This is a genomic window from Umezawaea sp., assembly GCF_057122925.1.
The window spans coordinates 41,852-56,427 of sequence record NZ_DBNGPQ010000157.1 but is presented as its reverse complement, the minus strand read 5'-3'; the positions used below and the strand labels follow the sequence as shown (position 1 = coordinate 56,427).

The 14,576-nt window shown below is 71.4% G+C and carries 16 protein-coding genes and 1 pseudogene; 12 read left to right on the top strand and 5 right to left on the bottom strand.

Features of this window, described 5'->3' with window-relative positions; translation table 11 throughout:
• Positions 1-90: 90 nt before the first annotated feature.
• Positions 91-387, bottom strand: coding sequence for a helix-turn-helix transcriptional regulator (locus AC156L_RS35735; protein WP_414720060.1), 297 nt, complete (start codon positions 385-387; stop codon positions 91-93).
• A gap of 609 nt (positions 388-996) precedes the next feature.
• Here AC156L_RS35735 and AC156L_RS35730 point away from each other — a divergent pair.
• On the top strand, positions 997-1,422 hold the full coding sequence (locus tag AC156L_RS35730; protein ID WP_330879435.1) for a nuclear transport factor 2 family protein: 426 nt from the start codon (positions 997-999) through the stop codon (positions 1,420-1,422).
• On the top strand, positions 1,419-2,102 hold the full coding sequence (locus AC156L_RS35725) for a ScbR family autoregulator-binding transcription factor (protein ID WP_330879434.1): 684 nt from the start codon (positions 1,419-1,421) through the stop codon (positions 2,100-2,102). Before AC156L_RS35730 ends, AC156L_RS35725 begins: the two co-directional genes overlap by 4 nt.
• Here the strand turns inward: AC156L_RS35725 and AC156L_RS35720 are convergent.
• Both AC156L_RS35720 and AC156L_RS35715 read right to left on the bottom strand, forming a co-directional pair.
• Positions 2,099-2,953 carry an NAD(+)/NADH kinase gene (locus tag AC156L_RS35720; protein WP_330879433.1) on the bottom strand — a complete coding sequence of 285 codons (855 nt, stop codon included), beginning with the start codon at positions 2,951-2,953 and terminating at the stop codon, positions 2,099-2,101. The two genes, AC156L_RS35725 and AC156L_RS35720, sit on opposite strands and share 4 nt — an antisense overlap.
• Before the next feature lie 21 nt (positions 2,954-2,974).
• Positions 2,975-3,478 (bottom strand): YflT domain-containing protein, encoded by a 504-nt coding sequence (locus tag AC156L_RS35715; protein ID WP_330879432.1) that lies wholly within the window; start codon positions 3,476-3,478, stop codon positions 2,975-2,977.
• 174 nt (positions 3,479-3,652) lie between these two features.
• On the opposite strand from AC156L_RS35715, the gene AC156L_RS35710 reads away from it, so the two are divergent.
• From AC156L_RS35710 to AC156L_RS35695, 4 genes are all read left to right on the top strand, one after another.
• Positions 3,653-4,624 (top strand): iron-siderophore ABC transporter substrate-binding protein, encoded by a 972-nt coding sequence (locus AC156L_RS35710; protein ID WP_330879437.1) that lies wholly within the window; start codon positions 3,653-3,655, stop codon positions 4,622-4,624.
• Positions 4,625-5,003: 379 nt separating this feature from the next.
• Positions 5,004-6,422, top strand: coding sequence for a family 2B encapsulin nanocompartment shell protein (locus AC156L_RS35705; protein ID WP_330879431.1), 1,419 nt, complete (start codon positions 5,004-5,006; stop codon positions 6,420-6,422).
• 49 nt (positions 6,423-6,471) lie between these two features.
• A complete protein-coding gene (locus AC156L_RS35700) occupies positions 6,472-7,869 on the top strand; it encodes a family 2B encapsulin nanocompartment shell protein (protein WP_330879430.1) in 1,398 nt (465 codons plus the stop codon).
• A 22-nt stretch (positions 7,870-7,891) separates the two neighbouring features.
• The gene (locus AC156L_RS35695) at positions 7,892-8,932 is read left to right on the top strand and encodes a family 2 encapsulin nanocompartment cargo protein polyprenyl transferase (RefSeq protein ID WP_330879429.1); all 1,041 of its coding nucleotides are present in this window, start codon (positions 7,892-7,894) and stop codon (positions 8,930-8,932) included.
• Between the two features lie 130 nt (positions 8,933-9,062).
• Here AC156L_RS35695 and AC156L_RS35690 read toward each other — a convergent pair whose 3' ends face one another.
• Positions 9,063-9,434: a PASTA domain-containing protein gene (locus AC156L_RS35690; RefSeq protein ID WP_330879428.1), complete on the bottom strand. Its 372-nt coding sequence runs from the start codon at positions 9,432-9,434 to the stop codon at positions 9,063-9,065.
• Positions 9,435-9,534: 100 nt separating this feature from the next.
• Between AC156L_RS35690 and AC156L_RS35685 the strand changes: the two are divergent.
• The 5 genes and pseudogenes from AC156L_RS35685 to AC156L_RS35665 form a co-directional block, all read left to right on the top strand.
• A pseudogene (locus AC156L_RS35685) lies at positions 9,535-9,840 on the top strand (ArsR/SmtB family transcription factor); the annotation flags it as partial.
• A gap of 239 nt (positions 9,841-10,079) precedes the next feature.
• Positions 10,080-10,994, top strand: coding sequence for an SRPBCC family protein (locus AC156L_RS35680; protein WP_330879427.1), 915 nt, complete (start codon positions 10,080-10,082; stop codon positions 10,992-10,994).
• Positions 10,995-11,041: 47 nt separating this feature from the next.
• Positions 11,042-11,809 carry a pirin family protein gene (locus tag AC156L_RS35675; protein ID WP_484407657.1) on the top strand — a complete coding sequence of 256 codons (768 nt, stop codon included), beginning with the start codon at positions 11,042-11,044 and terminating at the stop codon, positions 11,807-11,809.
• Between the two features lie 14 nt (positions 11,810-11,823).
• Complete coding sequence (locus AC156L_RS35670; protein ID WP_330878569.1) at positions 11,824-12,786, top strand: magnesium transporter CorA family protein; 963 nt, start codon at positions 11,824-11,826, stop codon at positions 12,784-12,786.
• 19 nt (positions 12,787-12,805) lie between these two features.
• Entirely contained in the window at positions 12,806-13,402 is a 597-nt protein-coding gene (locus AC156L_RS35665) for an FMN reductase (protein ID WP_330878570.1), read from the top strand.
• Here AC156L_RS35665 and AC156L_RS35660 read toward each other — a convergent pair whose 3' ends face one another.
• Positions 13,403-14,047 (bottom strand): maleylpyruvate isomerase N-terminal domain-containing protein, encoded by a 645-nt coding sequence (locus tag AC156L_RS35660; protein WP_330878571.1) that lies wholly within the window; start codon positions 14,045-14,047, stop codon positions 13,403-13,405. It abuts the gene before it with no gap.
• 133 nt (positions 14,048-14,180) lie between these two features.
• Here AC156L_RS35660 and AC156L_RS35655 point away from each other — a divergent pair, with 133 nt between their 5' ends.
• Positions 14,181-14,567, top strand: coding sequence for a hypothetical protein (locus AC156L_RS35655; protein ID WP_330878572.1), 387 nt, complete (start codon positions 14,181-14,183; stop codon positions 14,565-14,567).
• Positions 14,568-14,576: the final 9 nt, after the last annotated feature.

Below are 14,576 nucleotides of genomic sequence, written 5' to 3'. Positions count from 1 at the left end.
CCACCAGTCTCGGGGAACGGGGTCGGGGTTCATAAGGGGCCATTTTCGGATGTTCGGGGGAAATCTGGGAATGCGCCACCACGGATGCGGTCACGTGCTGTTCCGGCTTTTCCTGCGCGAGCTGCGGACCTGCGCGGCCCACCTCTCGACGTCGTCGCGCGGCAGGTCCAGCGCCTGGCTCAGCCACGACCGCCAGTACGGGCCGGGGATGCGCTTGCCACGCTCCCACCGGGACACCTCCTCCCTGCTGACGCTGTCGTTGCCGGACGCCTCCGACAGCCTCGCGGCCAGGTCGCACTGGGTGAGTCCGCGCGACCGCCTGCACATCGGCAGGAGGTCGGTGATCGGTGGGACGACGCAGTCGCCTCGGCTCCGCGTTCCGGACACGTCTGTTCTCCTCCTCGCTGGAGTGCGGTCGCCCATTCGAGCGCCGCGGCCTGACGGCCTGAAACCCTGCCGCGCCCGAGGGCTCCGCACACCCCGTGATCGCCGCGCATATCGGTGATACCCCCGGCATGTGACCTAGGTCCCGGCCACCACCGCCGAACTGGAGTCGGGGTGGGAAAAAATACGGCCGGAATCACCGGAACGGCGCAGGGTTCGATCGGGTGAACATCGAACGTGTTCTTCTTCACCAATCGTTTTCTCCACGGGATCCGGCGCGGACGTCGAATGCGACACGCCCGAACCGACTCGTTTCGACGCTGGACCGGAAGCAGCAACGGCACGCGTCTCCGGGGGCGATGGCGCGCGGTCGCGGACGACGCGGGACGACCGTCCGGCCTGGACTTACGCCCCCGCGCGCCCAGCGCCGGAACTGTGGGAACGGCGGGCGCGCGGCGCCCCGGTCCGGGCCACTACCACCATTCGCCGGACGACGCAGCCACCCCCGTCCGCGTACGACGCCGCGTCCGCGGACTGTGCCAGGATCGGATGTCCCGCCGCTGCGGGCCGTTCTCGCCCCTACTACCACCCGCACTCCACGGGGAGACAGCGTTGACCTCCAGATCACCGAGCACGGCGGAGCTGGTCCACCTCGTGCTCGCCCGGTTCGGCGCGACCGACGCGGCGGGGGTGGCCCGCCTCTTCGCGCCCGAGGTGGAATGGCGCGCGCCGGACGTGACCAGCGCCCGGTGGACCAGCGGGATCCGCACCCGCCGCGAGGTCGAGTCGTTCTTCCTCTCCGCGTTCTCCGCGCTCGACCTGGAGGGGATCTCGGTGCACCGGCTCCTGGTGGACGGCGAGGACGCCGCGGTGCTCGGCCGGATGCGGTGGCGGCCCACGAGCACGTCCGACGTGGTCGACGCGGACTTCTCGCTGTCGCTGTCGGTCCACGACGGCGAGGTCGACGGCTGCTGGCTGCTGCACGACACCCTCGCCGTGGCGATGGCGCTCGGGGCCGTGCGGACGTGGTCGCCGTGACCGACGGCGCGGTCCAGGCGGCGGACACCCGCGGTCGGCTGCTGCGCGCCGCGGCCGAGGTGTTCGACCGGCACGGCTTCGCGGGGGCGAGGCTCCAGGCGGTGTGCGCCGGGGCGAACGTGACGAAGGGCGCGCTGTACTGCCACTTCCCGTCGAAGGAGGCGCTGGCGGTCGCGCTGGTCGAGCGGCAGTCGCTGCTGTGGCGCGACCTCGCGGACCAGGTGCTGGCGGGCCGCACGCGGCCCGCGCAGGCTCTGGTCGACCTGTCCTACGCCTTCGCCGACCGGGTCGACCACGACCTGACGGCCCGCGTCGGCACCCGGCTGCTGCACGAGGGCGCGCTGTTCGACCGCACCGCGGCGGGGCAGCTCATGGGGTGGGTGGCGGTGGTCAGGGACGTCCTGCGCCGCGCCGACCGGGCGGGCGAGCTGCGCGGCGGGCTGGTCCTGCGGCACGTCGCCGAGCAGGTCGTCTCGGGGCTGCTGGGCGCGCAGCTCCTGTCGCAGGCCTTCAGCGCCAGGCAGGACCTGCGGGTCCGGCTCGGCCGGTTCTGGCGGGCCACCCTCCCGCAGCTCGTCGTGCCGCACGTCCTGGACGCGCTGCGGTTCGACCACCCGCCCGCACCGGGTCCGCCCGCGCCGCGCACGTCGGCCGACGTGGCCGTGCGGTCACCGCGCTAGTCCGCGGCCGTGAAGCCGCTCAGCCCGAACTTGCGCTGGGCGCGCTGGTAGAAGGTCGTCCGGCCCAGCCGGACGACCTTCGCCGCGGCGGGCAGCACCTCGATGTCGATCACGGTGCCCGCGCCGACGTGGCCGATGAGCAGCCCGTCGGCCTCGACGCCCAGTTCGCCGCCGGTGACCTCCAGCGCCAGCTTCTCGCCGCCGGACAGGAACACCGCGCGGTTGAACGTGGAGTGCGGGGCGACGGGGGTGATCAGCAGGCCCTCGGCGCGCGGGGAGACGATCGGGCCGCCCGCGGAGAAGCTGTACGCGGTGGAGCCGGTCGGCGTGGCCACGACCACGGCGTCGGCGGAGTAGCTGACGAACGGGTGGCCCTCGACGTGCAGGCGCACGGCGGCCATGCCGTTGCCCGGCACCCGGATGAGCGCGATGTCGTTGAAGGCGACGGAGTTCTTGTCGCCGGTCACCGCGCGCAGGCCCGAGCGGGGTTCGGTGGTGTAGCGGTGCTCGTCGATGGCGCACAGGGCGTCGGACAGCTCGGGCGGGTCGATCTCGGCCAGGAACCCGAGCTTGCCGAGGTTCACCCCGAGCACCGGCGTCCGGTCCGGGATGCCGAGCCGCATGGCCCGCAGCATCGTGCCGTCGCCGCCGAGGCTGACCAGCAGGTCGACCCGTTCGGCGAGTTCGTCCGGGTCGACGGCGGAGACCGCGCCCCTGGCGCGCTCCACCTCCGACTCGACGCCGAACAGCTTGATGTCGCGGGACCGCGCCCAGTCGACCATGGTGCCGATCACCTGGGCGCAGTCCCTGCGCGGGTGCAGAACGAGACCCACCGCACCGATCTCCGTCATGACCCGGACTCTACGGGCGGGTCAGCTCGCCTGCGGGGCCTTCATCGCGAGGGTGGCGAGCATGTCGCGGCCCCGCTGGGCGTTGGCCGGGATGCTCAGCACGTCGTAGCGGCGCGCCACGACCTGGCTGGTCGACACGAAGTCGCGCTGCCCCCTCGTCGCGGCGTAGCGGGCGGCGGAGGTCACCATCCCGAACACGACACCGGCGACCAGGCCGATCAGGATCGGCGCGAACCCCGCGTTCGGCGTGAACAGGCTGAGGAGCAGACCTACGAACAGGCCGAGCCACGCGCCGGAGGCCGCGGCACTGCCGAGCACGCGACTCCAGGTCAGGCGCCCCGCGACGCGTTCGACCAGCATCGGCTCGACGCCGACGATGGTGATGCCCTGCACGGGGAACGCGCTGTCGGCGAGGTGGTCGACCGCGCGCTGGGCCTCCTGGTAGGTGCTGTAGGAAGCGATCGGCCATCCCTCGGGCAGCGTCGGGATGTTCACCGTCGACGGGGACTGCATGAACGCTGTCATCTCACTCACCTCTGTGAACGACCCCTCGTTGGGGCGTTTCGTGCCAGTACATCCCCTTCAACGCGCACGCCGCGCCGAATCGTGCCCCTCACGGGGACTTCACAGGGGATTCTCAGCCGACCCGGCCACCGTGTTAGCTTAGGTTTACCTAAACACTAGAACGAACGGGTGAACATGAAGCGCGCCGCCATCGGGCTCCTGACAGCCATCCTGACCGCTTCGCTGGCCGCCTGCGGCAGCGCCTCGACGCCGGAGACGGGCGGGACGTCCGGGGCCGCGGGCACCGCGTTCCCGGTGACCGTCGACACGGCGTTCGGCCAGGTCACCGTCGAGAAGGCGCCGACCCGCGTGGTCGCGCTCGGCTGGTCGGACGCCGAGACGGCGCTGGCGCTGGGCGTGCAGCCGGTCGGCGCGAGCGACTGGCTCGCGTTCGGCGGCGAGGGCGTCGGACCGTGGGCGAAGGGCCTCTACGAGAAGGCCCCGACGATCCTCGGCACCCAGGAGCTGAGCTTCGAGGCCGTGGCGGCGCTCCAGCCCGACCTGATCCTCAACACCCGCTCGAACCTCGACCAGAAGACCCACGAGACGCTGGCCAAGATCGCGCCGACCATCGCCGCGCCCAAGGACGTCATCCCCTACGGCACGACCTGGCGGCAGCAGACCGAGCTGGTCGCCAAGGCGCTCGGCAAGCCCGAGAAGGGCGCGGAGCTGATCGCGGGCGTCGAGAAGGAGTTCAAGGACGCCGCGGCGTTCGCCGGGAAGACCGCCGTGGTCGGCGCCTTCTTCGGCGGCAAGTACGGCGCCTACGTGCCGGGCGACAGCCGGGTGGACTTCATGAGGGAACTGGGCTTCGGCACCAAGAAGGACATCGACGCGCTGGCCGGGGGCACGTTCTACGTGGACATCTCCACCGAGCAGCTCGGCCTGCTCGACTCCGACCTCACGGTGATCTTCCCGATCGGCACCGACGCGGGCGTGCTGAAGGCCGACCCGGTGCTCAACGGCATCCCGTCGGCGAAGGCCGGGCACCTGGTGATCCTGGAGGACAAGGCCCTGTCGGACGCGTTCTCCAGCGGATCGACCCTCGGCACCTCCTACGCCATCAAGAACGCGGTGCCGCTTTTCTCCGCAGCATTGCGGAAGTAAGGCCTTTCCGCGCTTATCGACCGTGGGAACTTCTCTCCCACGGTCGAGAAATTCACTGACATCTCAGGTCAATTCACGGACTTGAGTCCCACTTTAGAGTGATCATCATTAGGGCATTGGAGTTAACCACTCCGGGTCGGCGCGCATCGTTCGCGCCGACCCGGGAAGTTCACCCGATATAGTGTGATCCGTCCACCATGTACACCGTGTGTGCCTGACAACAGCGCTGGTCACACCATGGAAGGACGCCGTTTTGGCCGCTTCCGCCTACACGTCGAGCCTGGTTAACGTCCTCACCGCAACGAACAATCCCATTGTTCGTGAATTGATTCCCACTACGCGCCCCGAACGGCGCGCAAGCGGATAGGCGGTATGACGGGTGACTGTGACGGACAACCCCTCGTCGGACGTGGACGCGACTCGTGCGCAATCGAGCTTGGCGACGGCCGCGGCCAGGAACCTGGCGACGACGACCAAGTCCGTGCCGCAGATGCAGGGCATATCCTCGCGGTGGCTGCTCAAGGTCCTGCCGTGGGTGCAGGCCGCGGGCGGTGCCTACCGGGTCAACCGGCGGCTGAGCTACGCGGTCGGCGACGGCCGCGTGACGTTCACCAACACCGGGTCCGAGATCCGGGTGATCCCGCAGGAGCTGTGCGAGCTCCCGCTGCTGCGCGGGTTCGACGACGACGCGGTGCTCGCCGCGCTGTCGCTCAAGTTCGTGCAGCGCGAGTACGCCCCCGGCGACCTCATCGTCGAGTCCGGGCAGCGCGCGGACGCGGTGTTCCTCATCGCGCACGGCAAGGTCAACAAGATCGGCGTCGGCGAGTTCGGCGACACGACCGCCCTCGGCGTCCTCGCCGACGGCGACCACTTCGGCGGCGACGTGCTGGCCGGTCCGCAGGGCGAGTGGGGCTTCACCGTCAAGGCGGTCACCCCCGTCACCGTGCTGACCCTGGACTGGCACTCGTTCGAGGAGATGAACGGCGCGGCGGGCGGCCTGCGCGAGCACATCCAGCACGCCCGTGCGCGCGGCGAGAACGCCAAGCGGGACGAGAGCGGCGAAGCGGCCATCGAGATGTCCTCGGGCCACGAGGGCGAGGTGGAGCTGCCCGCGACGTTCGTCGACTACGAGCTGTCCCCGCGCGAGTACGAGCTGAGCGTCGCCCAGACCGTCCTGCGCGTGCACAGCCGCGTCGCGGACCTCTACAACCAGCCGATGGACCAGGTCGAGCAGCAGCTCCGCCTGACCATCGAGGCGCTGCGCGAGCGCCAGGAGCACGAGCTGATCAACAACCGCGAGTTCGGCCTGCTGCACAACGCCGACCTGAGCCAGCGCATCCACACCCGCTCCGGCCCGCCCACCCCGGACGACATGGACGAGCTGCTGTCCACGGTGTGGAAGGAGCCCAGCTACTTCCTCGCCCACCCGAGGGCCATCGCCGCGTTCGGCCGCGAGTGCAGCAGGGTCGGCATCTACCCGGCGTCGACCGACCTCGGCGGCCACCAGGTCCCCTCGTGGCGAGGCGTCCCGATCCTGCCGTGCAACAAGATCGGCGTCAGCGCCACCCGCACCAGCTCGATCCTGCTGATGCGCGCGGGCGAGCAGAACCAGGGCGTCGTCGGCCTGCACCAGACCGGCCTGCCCGACGAGTACCAGCCGGGCCTGTCCGTGCGGTTCATGGGCATCGACGAGAAGGCGGTCATCTCCTACCTGGTCAGCGCCTACTACTCGGCGGCCGTGCTGGTCCCGGACGCGCTCGGCGTGCTGGAGAACGTCGAGATCGGGCGCGAGGGCTGAGAGCGGTCGAGTCCGTCCGGCGTAGGCAAGACAGGAGATGGGAACACACGTGACGGTGACAGATCCGGGTCTCGACGAGGTCGTGGCGCCTTCGAGCCTGAGCACGAGGGCCGCGCGCAACCTCGCGTCGACCACCAAGTCGGTCCCGCAGATGCAGGGCATCACCCCCCGGTGGCTGCTGCGCGCGCTCCCGTGGGTCGAGGCGGGCGGTGGCGCGTACCGGGTGAACCGCAGGCTCACCTACGCCGTCGGCGACGGGCGGGTGAGCTTCACCAGCACCGGGACCGCCGTGAAGGTGGTGCCGCAGGAGCTGCGCGAGCTGCCGGTGCTGCGCGAGTTCGCCGACGACGGCGTGCTCGCCGCGCTGGCCGAGCGGTTCCAGCAGCGCGAGTTCGCCGCGGGCGAGGTGGTCGTCCAGGCCGGGCGCGCGGCCGACGAGGTCGTGCTGATCGCGCACGGCAAGGTCAGCGCCACCGGTGTCGGCCAGTACGGCGAGGAGACCTCGCTCGGCGTGCTCGCCGACGGCGACCACTTCGGCGACGAGGTGCTCACCGGCACGGTCGACGAGTGGCCGTTCACGGTCAGGGCGGTCACGCCGGTGATCGTGCTCGTCCTGCCGTGGCGGGAGGTGCGGGCGCTCAACGGCCAGGCCGACGCGCTGCGCGCGCACATCGAGGCGTTCGTCGCGCGGTCCGGCAAGCCGAGCAACCGGGCCGGTGAGGCGTCCATCGAGCTGTCCTCCGGCCACGAGGGCGAGGTGGAGCTGCCCGGCACGTTCGTGGACTACGAGCTGTCGCCGCGCGAGTACGAGCTGAGCGTGGCCCAGACCGTGCTGCGGGTCCACACCCGCGTCGCGGACCTCTACAACAAGCCGATGGACCAGCTCCAGCAGCAGCTCCGGCTGACGGTGGAGGCGCTGCGGGAACGGCAGGAGCACGAGCTGCTGAACAACCCGGACTTCGGGCTGCTGCACAACGCGGACCTCAAGCAGCGGCTGCACACCCGCACCGGCCCGGTCACGCCGGACGACATGGACAACCTGATCAGCAGGCGCCGCAAGACCGCGTTCTTCCTGGCGCACCCGCGCACGATCGCCGCGTTCGGCCGCCAGCTCAACCAGCGCGGCCTGTACCCGACCCCGGTGGACTACCAGGGCACCAAGGTCAACACGTGGCGCGGGGTGCCGATCCTGCCCTCGAACAAGATCCCGATCAGCTCGCACGGCACCAGCTCGATCCTCGCGATGCGCGTGGGCGAGCAGGAGAACGGCGTCATCGGCCTGCACCAGACCGGTCTGCCCGACGAGTACGAGCCGGGCCTGTCGGTGCGGTTCACCGGGATCGACGAGAAGGCCGTCATGTCCTACCTCGTCAGCACGTACTACTCGGCGGCCGTCCTCGTTCCCGACGCGCTGGGCGTGCTCGAACACGTCGAGATCGACCGCTGACAGCGCTGATGGAGGACTGGCAATGACCGAAGTCGAGGACAAGCGGGCGATCCGCTCGGCGCACGAGGTGCTGTCGTGGAGCCGGTTCGGCGTGGAGCCCGCCCTGAAGGCGGCGGTCGAGAGGCTGCCCGAGTCGATGGGGATCATCGCCGGCTACCACTTCGGCTGGCGCGACGAGCACGGTCAGGCCACCGGCGCCAACGGCGGGAAGGCCATCCGCCCCGCCCTGACCCTGCTCGCGGCGGAAGCCGTGGGCGGGGTCGTCACCACCGCGATGAGCGCGGCGGTGGCGGTGGAACTCGTGCACAACTTCTCGCTGCTGCACGACGACGTGATGGACCACGACACGACGCGGCGGCACCGGCCCACGGCGTGGAGCGTGTTCGGGATCAACTCGGCGATCCTCGCGGGCGACTCGATGCTGATGCTCGCGCTGGACGAACTGGCGTCCAGCGGGCACCCGTCCGCCCAGCAGGGCATGCGGATGATCAGCGTCGCCGTGCAGAACCTGCTGGACGGGCAGGCCTCGGACCTCGCGTTCGAGGAGCGCGGGGACGTGGACCTGCTGGAGTGCGTGCGGATGGCCGAGGGGAAGACCGGCGCGCTGCTCGGGTGCGCCTGCGAGATCGGCGCGCTGTTCGGCGGCGGGAACCCCGATCAGGTGGCCCACCTGCGGGGGTTCGGCGAGGCGCTGGGGCTCGCGTTCCAGTTCGCCGACGACCTGCTGGGGATCTGGGGCGACCCGGAGGTGACCGGGAAGCCGGTGTTCTCCGACCTGCGGAACAGGAAGAAGTCGCTGCCGGTGGTGGCGGCGTTGAACTCCGGGACGGAGGCCGGGCGGGAGCTGGACGCGCTGTACCACTCGGACGTGCCGCTGTCCGGGGACGACCTTCGGCGGGCCGCCGACCTGGTGGACCTGGCCGGGGGGAGGGCGTGGAGCCGGGCTCGGGCCGATGACCTGCTGGATCGGGCTCGGGAGCACCTGACGGCGGCCGAGCCGTCGGCTCGCGCGGCCGCGGAGTTGGACGCCGTGGCTGAACTGGCGTCGCACCGGGACTTCTGAGGGTGGCGTCCGTGCCCCGCGTTCGTGGAACGCGGGGCACGGTGTTCCTCTCGGCAGCCTCGGCTTGCAGCGGGTGCGGCCGATGTGACTCGGGGACCCCTCGATGTGCCCCTTGATCGGCCATGGTCACCTATTCGTCGGCCTTCTTCGCCGACAGGGTGACTTCGACACCGCAATCCACGACTTCCCCGGCGCTGGGCGTCTGCCCGGTCGTGATCCAATTCCGGTCGTTGATCAGCAGCCTGCCCTGCCCACTGGCGTCGCGCTCCAGCAGCACGTACAGCCCGCTCGCCTGCATCGTGTCCTGAGCCGCCTGGTGCACCATCCCGACCACGTTCGGCACCGTGCACGTCTTCACCGCGGGCTTGCTCGGCTCGGCCGCGGACGTCCGCGTCATGACCTGCGTGGTGCTGACGGTCCCGCTCGACGGCCCCTGCGAGGGCGACGCCCCGCAACCCGCCACCAGGAACACGGGCACGGCGACCAGAACTAATCGGACCACGACCACGACAGACCTCCGATGCGTCGACTCGCCCGGCACCCCAGAGTGGCACGGGACGCTTCACCTTGCTTGAACATACCGCCCTGGTTATATTGCCGATATGGCATCTACGTTCGCGGTGCTGGCCGATCCCAGCCGCCGGGAGATCCTCGACCTGCTGCGCGCGGGCGAGCGCCCCGTGGGCGACCTGGTCGACCGGCTCACGCTCACCCAGCCGACGGTCTCCAAGCACCTGAAGGTGTTGCGGGAAGCGGGTTTGGTCGACGTGCGCCAGGAGGCGCAGCGGCGCTGGTACCGCATCCGACCCGCGCCTCTGGCCGAGGTCGACGCGTGGCTCGCGCCGTACCGGCGGATGTGGGAGAACAGCCTCGACGCCCTCGAACGCCACCTGGACGCGATGCCCGACGACCCGACCCCGCCCGACCCGACCCCGCCCGGCCCGACCCCGCACCACGCCACCCCGCCCGACCCGACCCCGCCAGACCCGAACCCGCACCACGCGGCCTCGCACCACGCGATCCCACCCACCTCGACCCCACGCGACCGGACCCCGCACCACCCGACCCCGCCGGACCCGACACCGCACGGCTCAAGTCCACCGGCCCCGAGCCGACCCCGCACCGCCCCGCACGAAGGGAACCAGGGATGACCGCGAAGCTGGAGACCCTCGGCGGAAGGCCCGTGCTGAGGTTCGAGCGGACGGTGGCGCACCCGCCCGCCAAGGTCTGGCGGGCGATCACCGAACCCGGTCACCTCGCCGCGTGGTTCCCGGCGGAGGTCGAGCTGGACCTCTCCCCCGGCGCGACCGTGACGTTCACGTTCCCCGACCAGGCGCCGGTGGACGGCACCAGCTCGGGCGAGGTGATCGAGGTCGACCCGCCCAGGGTGTTCGCGTTCAGCTGGAGCGGTGACGTCCTGCGCTTCGAGCTGTCGCCCAGCGGCTCCGGGTGCCTGATCCGGTTCAGCCAGGTGATCGGCGGCCACCGGAGTTCCGCCGGGCGGAACGCCGTCGGGTGGGACGTGTGCCTGGACGCGTTGGACGCCCTGCTGGACGGGCGGGAGTTCGAGGCGCCCACCGCGTGGCTGGAGCCGATGGAGGCGCGCATCCGGGAGTTCGGGCTGGACGAGGGATCGGTGGAGGGCAACCGGATCCGGTTCGTCCGCGACCTGGTGTGGAAGCCCGCGGGCGAGGTGTGGGCGCTGCTGGTGGAGGACTCCTCGCCCGTGGTGGGCGGGGAGCCGCCCGCGCGGGCGACGAACGCGTACGTGCCGGTCGAGCCGCTGACCGCGGTGTCGCCGCCGCACGTGCTGGCCTACGGGCCGGTGCGGTGGGAGGTCGTGCACGACCCGGAGCAGGGGACGCGGGTCGAGGTGACGCACGACCTGCCCGCCGGGGCGGACGCGGCCACCGCGCTGGCCGCCTGGCACGTCCACCTGGAGCTGTTCTTCGCGGCCTCGTTCGGCGAGGTCCGGTGCCCGTGGCCTGCGGAGCGGACCGAGGAGCTGCGCGAGCACTACGCCCGGCGAACCCTGCGCGGGAATAGTTGCAGCATCAACTAGGTTGGGCATCTACGTAGGTGACACATCAACCCAGGAGGCTCGCCGACATGACCAGGAGCACCTCGCAGCCGAAGGTGGACGTGCGGCGGTCCGCCGAGCGCGACGCGACCAGGATCTCGTGGCTGGACTCGAAGCACTCGTTCTCGTTCGGCCGGAACTACGACCCGGCCAACACCCACCACGGCCTGCTGCTGGTGAACAACGACGACGTCGTGACGCCGGGCTCCGGGTTCGAGACGCACCCGCACAAGGACATGGAGATCGTGACCTGGGTGCTGCGGGGGTCGCTCGTGCACCAGGACTCGACCGGGCACTCCGGGATCATCTACCCCGGCCTGGCCCAGCGGATGAGCGCGGGCAGCGGGATCATGCACTCGGAGAAGAACGACTCGTGGCGGCTCGAAGGGGCCACCCACCAGGAGCCGGTGCGCTTCGTGCAGATGTGGGTCGTGCCGGACGAGAACCGGATCACGCCGGGCTACGAGCAGTTGGAGATCGACGCCGAACTGCTCGGCGGCGGACTGGTGCCGGTCGCGTCCGGAATGGACGCCCACGACGGGGCGTCGGCGATCCGGATCAAGAACAGGTACGCCGCGCTGCACGCCGCCCGGCTCCAGCCGGGCCGGTCGGTCGAACTGCCCGACGCGCCGTACCTGCACCTGTTCGTGGCGCGCGGAGCGGTGACGCTGGAGGGCGCAGGCCCACTGGCCGAGGGCGACGCGGTCCGGTTCACCGCGACGGGCGGCCAGCGCGTCACGGCGACCGAGGACGCCGAGGTGCTGGTGTGGGAGATGCACGCCACCCTGGCGAGCTGACTAGCCTTCGCGGCATGGTGAGGACGCGGCTGTACCGCCTGGGTGTGCTCGTGGCGTCGGACTTCCCGCTGGACGAGGTGTCGGACCACGTCGGGGACCCGGACTCGGTGGTGTGGGTGGACTTCCACCGCCCCACCGAGTCGGACCTGGCGACGGTCGCGGGCGAGCTGGACCTGCACGCCCTCGCCGTCGAGGACGCGCTGACCAAGCACGAGCGGCCCAAGTTCGACCAGTACGACGGCCACGCGTTCCTGACGGTGAAGGCCGTCCGGTCCGACGGCGAGGAGCGGCTCGCGCTGACGGAGGTGTCCGCGTTCATCACCGAGCGGGCGCTGATCACGGTGCGGGACGAGTTCGACGTCGACGACGTGGTGCGGCGCTGGGACGAACCGGGCGGTGTCGAGGCGGTCGGCGTCGGCTACCTGCTGCACGGGCTGCTGGACGTGGTCGTGGACGGCCACCTCGCCGCGGCGCAGCGGTTGGACGACGAGGTCGAGGCCCTGGAGGACGCGCTGTTCGAGGAGCGGCCGGACCACGGGGCGGTGCAGCACCGGACCCTGGGACTGCGCAAGGACCTCGTCGCGCTGCGGCGGGCCGAGCTGCCGATGTCCGACGTGGTGGGCAGGCTGCTGCGCGCCGACGGACCGCTGGTCACCGACGAGCTGCGGCCGTACTTCCAGGACGTCCACGACCACGTCCTGCGGGTGGCGGACTGGACGGAGTCGCTGCGGGAGATGACGGCGACGCTGCGCGAGACCCAGCTGACCGCGCAGGGCAACGTGATGAACATGATCATGAAGAAGGTGACGAGCTGGGCGGCGATCATCGCCGTCCCGACCGCCATCACCGGCTTCTACGGGCAGAACCTGCCCTATCCGGGCTTCGAGCGGGCGTCGGGCTTCTGGGTGTCCACAGTGTCCATACTGGTGCTGTCCGGGGTGCTGTACCTGACGTTCAAGAAGCGCGACTGGTTGTGAGTCCACAGTGGAGGAATTGATGAAGACGCTGGAGCTGGCCGTGGTGTCGGCCGGGCTGAGCACCCCGTCGTCGACGCGGCTGCTGGCGGACCGGCTGACCGGGGCCGCCCGCGCGCACCTGCCCGGCGCGCGGGTGCACGTGGTCGAGCTGCGCGACGTCGCGACCGACATCGCCCACCACCTCACCAACGGCTTCGCGAGCCCGAAGCTCCAGGCCGAGCTGGACGCGGTCACCGGCGCCGACGGCGTGATCGCCGTGACCCCGATCTTCACCGCGTCCTACAGCGGCCTGTTCAAGTCGTTCTTCGACGTGGTCGACACCACCGCCCTGGTGGGCAAGCCCGTGCTGATCGGCGCGACGGGCGGCTCGGCGCGGCACTCGCTCGCGCTGGAGTTCGCCCTGCGCCCGCTGTTCGCCTACCTGCGCGCCACCGTGGCGCCCACGGCCGTGTTCGCCGCTCCCGAGGACTGGGGCTCGGGCGACCTCGCGCGGCGCGTCGACCGGGCCGCGGGTGAGCTGGCCGCGCTGGTGGCGGGACGGCCCGCACCGTCCACACCGGACGAACCGGCCGTCGTCCCCTTCGAGGAGCAGCTCGCCGCGCTGCGCGAGCGCTAGTCAGCCCAGGACGAACGGGAGCCCGGCCGCCAGGTCGCCGAGCTCGGCGCGCTCGGCCGCGGTCGGCTCGCGCCGCCCGGTGCCGATCCGCAGCACGTCGGCGTCGGGGAGCGACGCGGGGAACGCGCTCCCGGCGATCTCCTCCAGCACCTCCCGCGAGCGTGCCAGCCCTTCGGCGGGCGGCGGGTCGACGTCCGGCAGGTCGAGGTGGTGCAGCGTCCACTCCACGACGTACGCGGACAGGAAGTCCCGCACCGTGAGGACCTGGTCGCGGGTGCCGACTCGCGAGTCCGGGTCGGCGAGCCGCGCGGCCCGGCCCGCGGCGGAGCCGACGTCGTCGAGGTGGAACTTGAGCAGCCACGGCTCGCCGTACGCGGCGGCCAGCCGGGTGGTCAGCGCGTCGAGCGGGTCGTCACCCGTCGGCGGCACCCCGGAGACCTCCCAGTAGGTCACCGCGTTCCGCGTCGGCTCGGCGTCGGTGGGCGTCGCGAGGGTGATCAGGACGTCCTGCGCGTCGATCACCAGGTGGCACACCAGGTCCCGCACGAGCCAGCCCGCGCAGCCGGACGGCCGGTTGAAGGCCTCGTCCGGCAGGTCGGCCACGGCCGCGAGCAACGCCGTCCACGATCGCGAGAACTCCTCCACGGCCCGCAAACTAGCAGTGCGCGCCGATCGGTGGAACAACGCGGACGCCGGAACGCGGGTGGGGCGTCCCACCCGCACCTGACCAGCCGGCGGAGTCCGCAACCCGGCCTCGTCGACGAGGACCGAACCGGTCATGACCCGCATCGCGAGAACATCGCTGATCACGGCCTCCGCCCTGCTGCCGGCGGCCTGCTCGGGCGGCCGGGGCACGACCGGCTCAGCCGCCACGGCCCCGCGGGCCGGGTCCACCGCCGCGAGCCCGACCGCCGCGGGTTCCGCCGCGGGGACGTCGGGCGCCGACGTGTGCGGCTACCTGCGCGGCCGGACCCCGGCGTTGCGGGGGACCGGCTCCGAGGTGGGCGCCACGGCGAACCTGACCACGAACCTCCACTCGTGGTACGAGGAGCGGGGCGCCGCCCCCGGCGGCGCGGTGATCGACCGGCAGCTCGCGCAGGAGTGCCCCGACGTCGCCACCCGGGTGCACGAGCTGGCGGGCACCACGGGCTTCGCCACGCCGTAGCGGGCGGCG

Excerpts from the sequence above, each read along its gene's own strand:
- AC156L_RS35720 (WP_330879433.1), bottom strand. The coding sequence starts at position 2,953 with ATGACGGAGATCGGTGCGGTGGGTCTCGTTCTGCACCCGCGCAGGGAC.
- AC156L_RS35715 (WP_330879432.1), bottom strand. The coding sequence starts at position 3,478 with ATGACAGCGTTCATGCAGTCCCCGTCGACGGTGAACATCCCGACGCTG.
- AC156L_RS35710 (WP_330879437.1), top strand. The coding sequence starts at position 3,653 with ATGAAGCGCGCCGCCATCGGGCTCCTGACAGCCATCCTGACCGCTTCG.
- AC156L_RS35695 (WP_330879429.1), top strand. The coding sequence starts at position 7,892 with ATGACCGAAGTCGAGGACAAGCGGGCGATCCGCTCGGCGCACGAGGTG.
- AC156L_RS35680 (WP_330879427.1), top strand. The coding sequence starts at position 10,080 with ATGACCGCGAAGCTGGAGACCCTCGGCGGAAGGCCCGTGCTGAGGTTC.
- AC156L_RS35675 (WP_484407657.1), top strand. The coding sequence starts at position 11,042 with ATGACCAGGAGCACCTCGCAGCCGAAGGTGGACGTGCGGCGGTCCGCC.
- AC156L_RS35670 (WP_330878569.1), top strand. The coding sequence starts at position 11,824 with ATGGTGAGGACGCGGCTGTACCGCCTGGGTGTGCTCGTGGCGTCGGAC.
- AC156L_RS35665 (WP_330878570.1), top strand. The coding sequence starts at position 12,806 with ATGAAGACGCTGGAGCTGGCCGTGGTGTCGGCCGGGCTGAGCACCCCG.
- AC156L_RS35655 (WP_330878572.1), top strand. The coding sequence starts at position 14,181 with ATGACCCGCATCGCGAGAACATCGCTGATCACGGCCTCCGCCCTGCTG.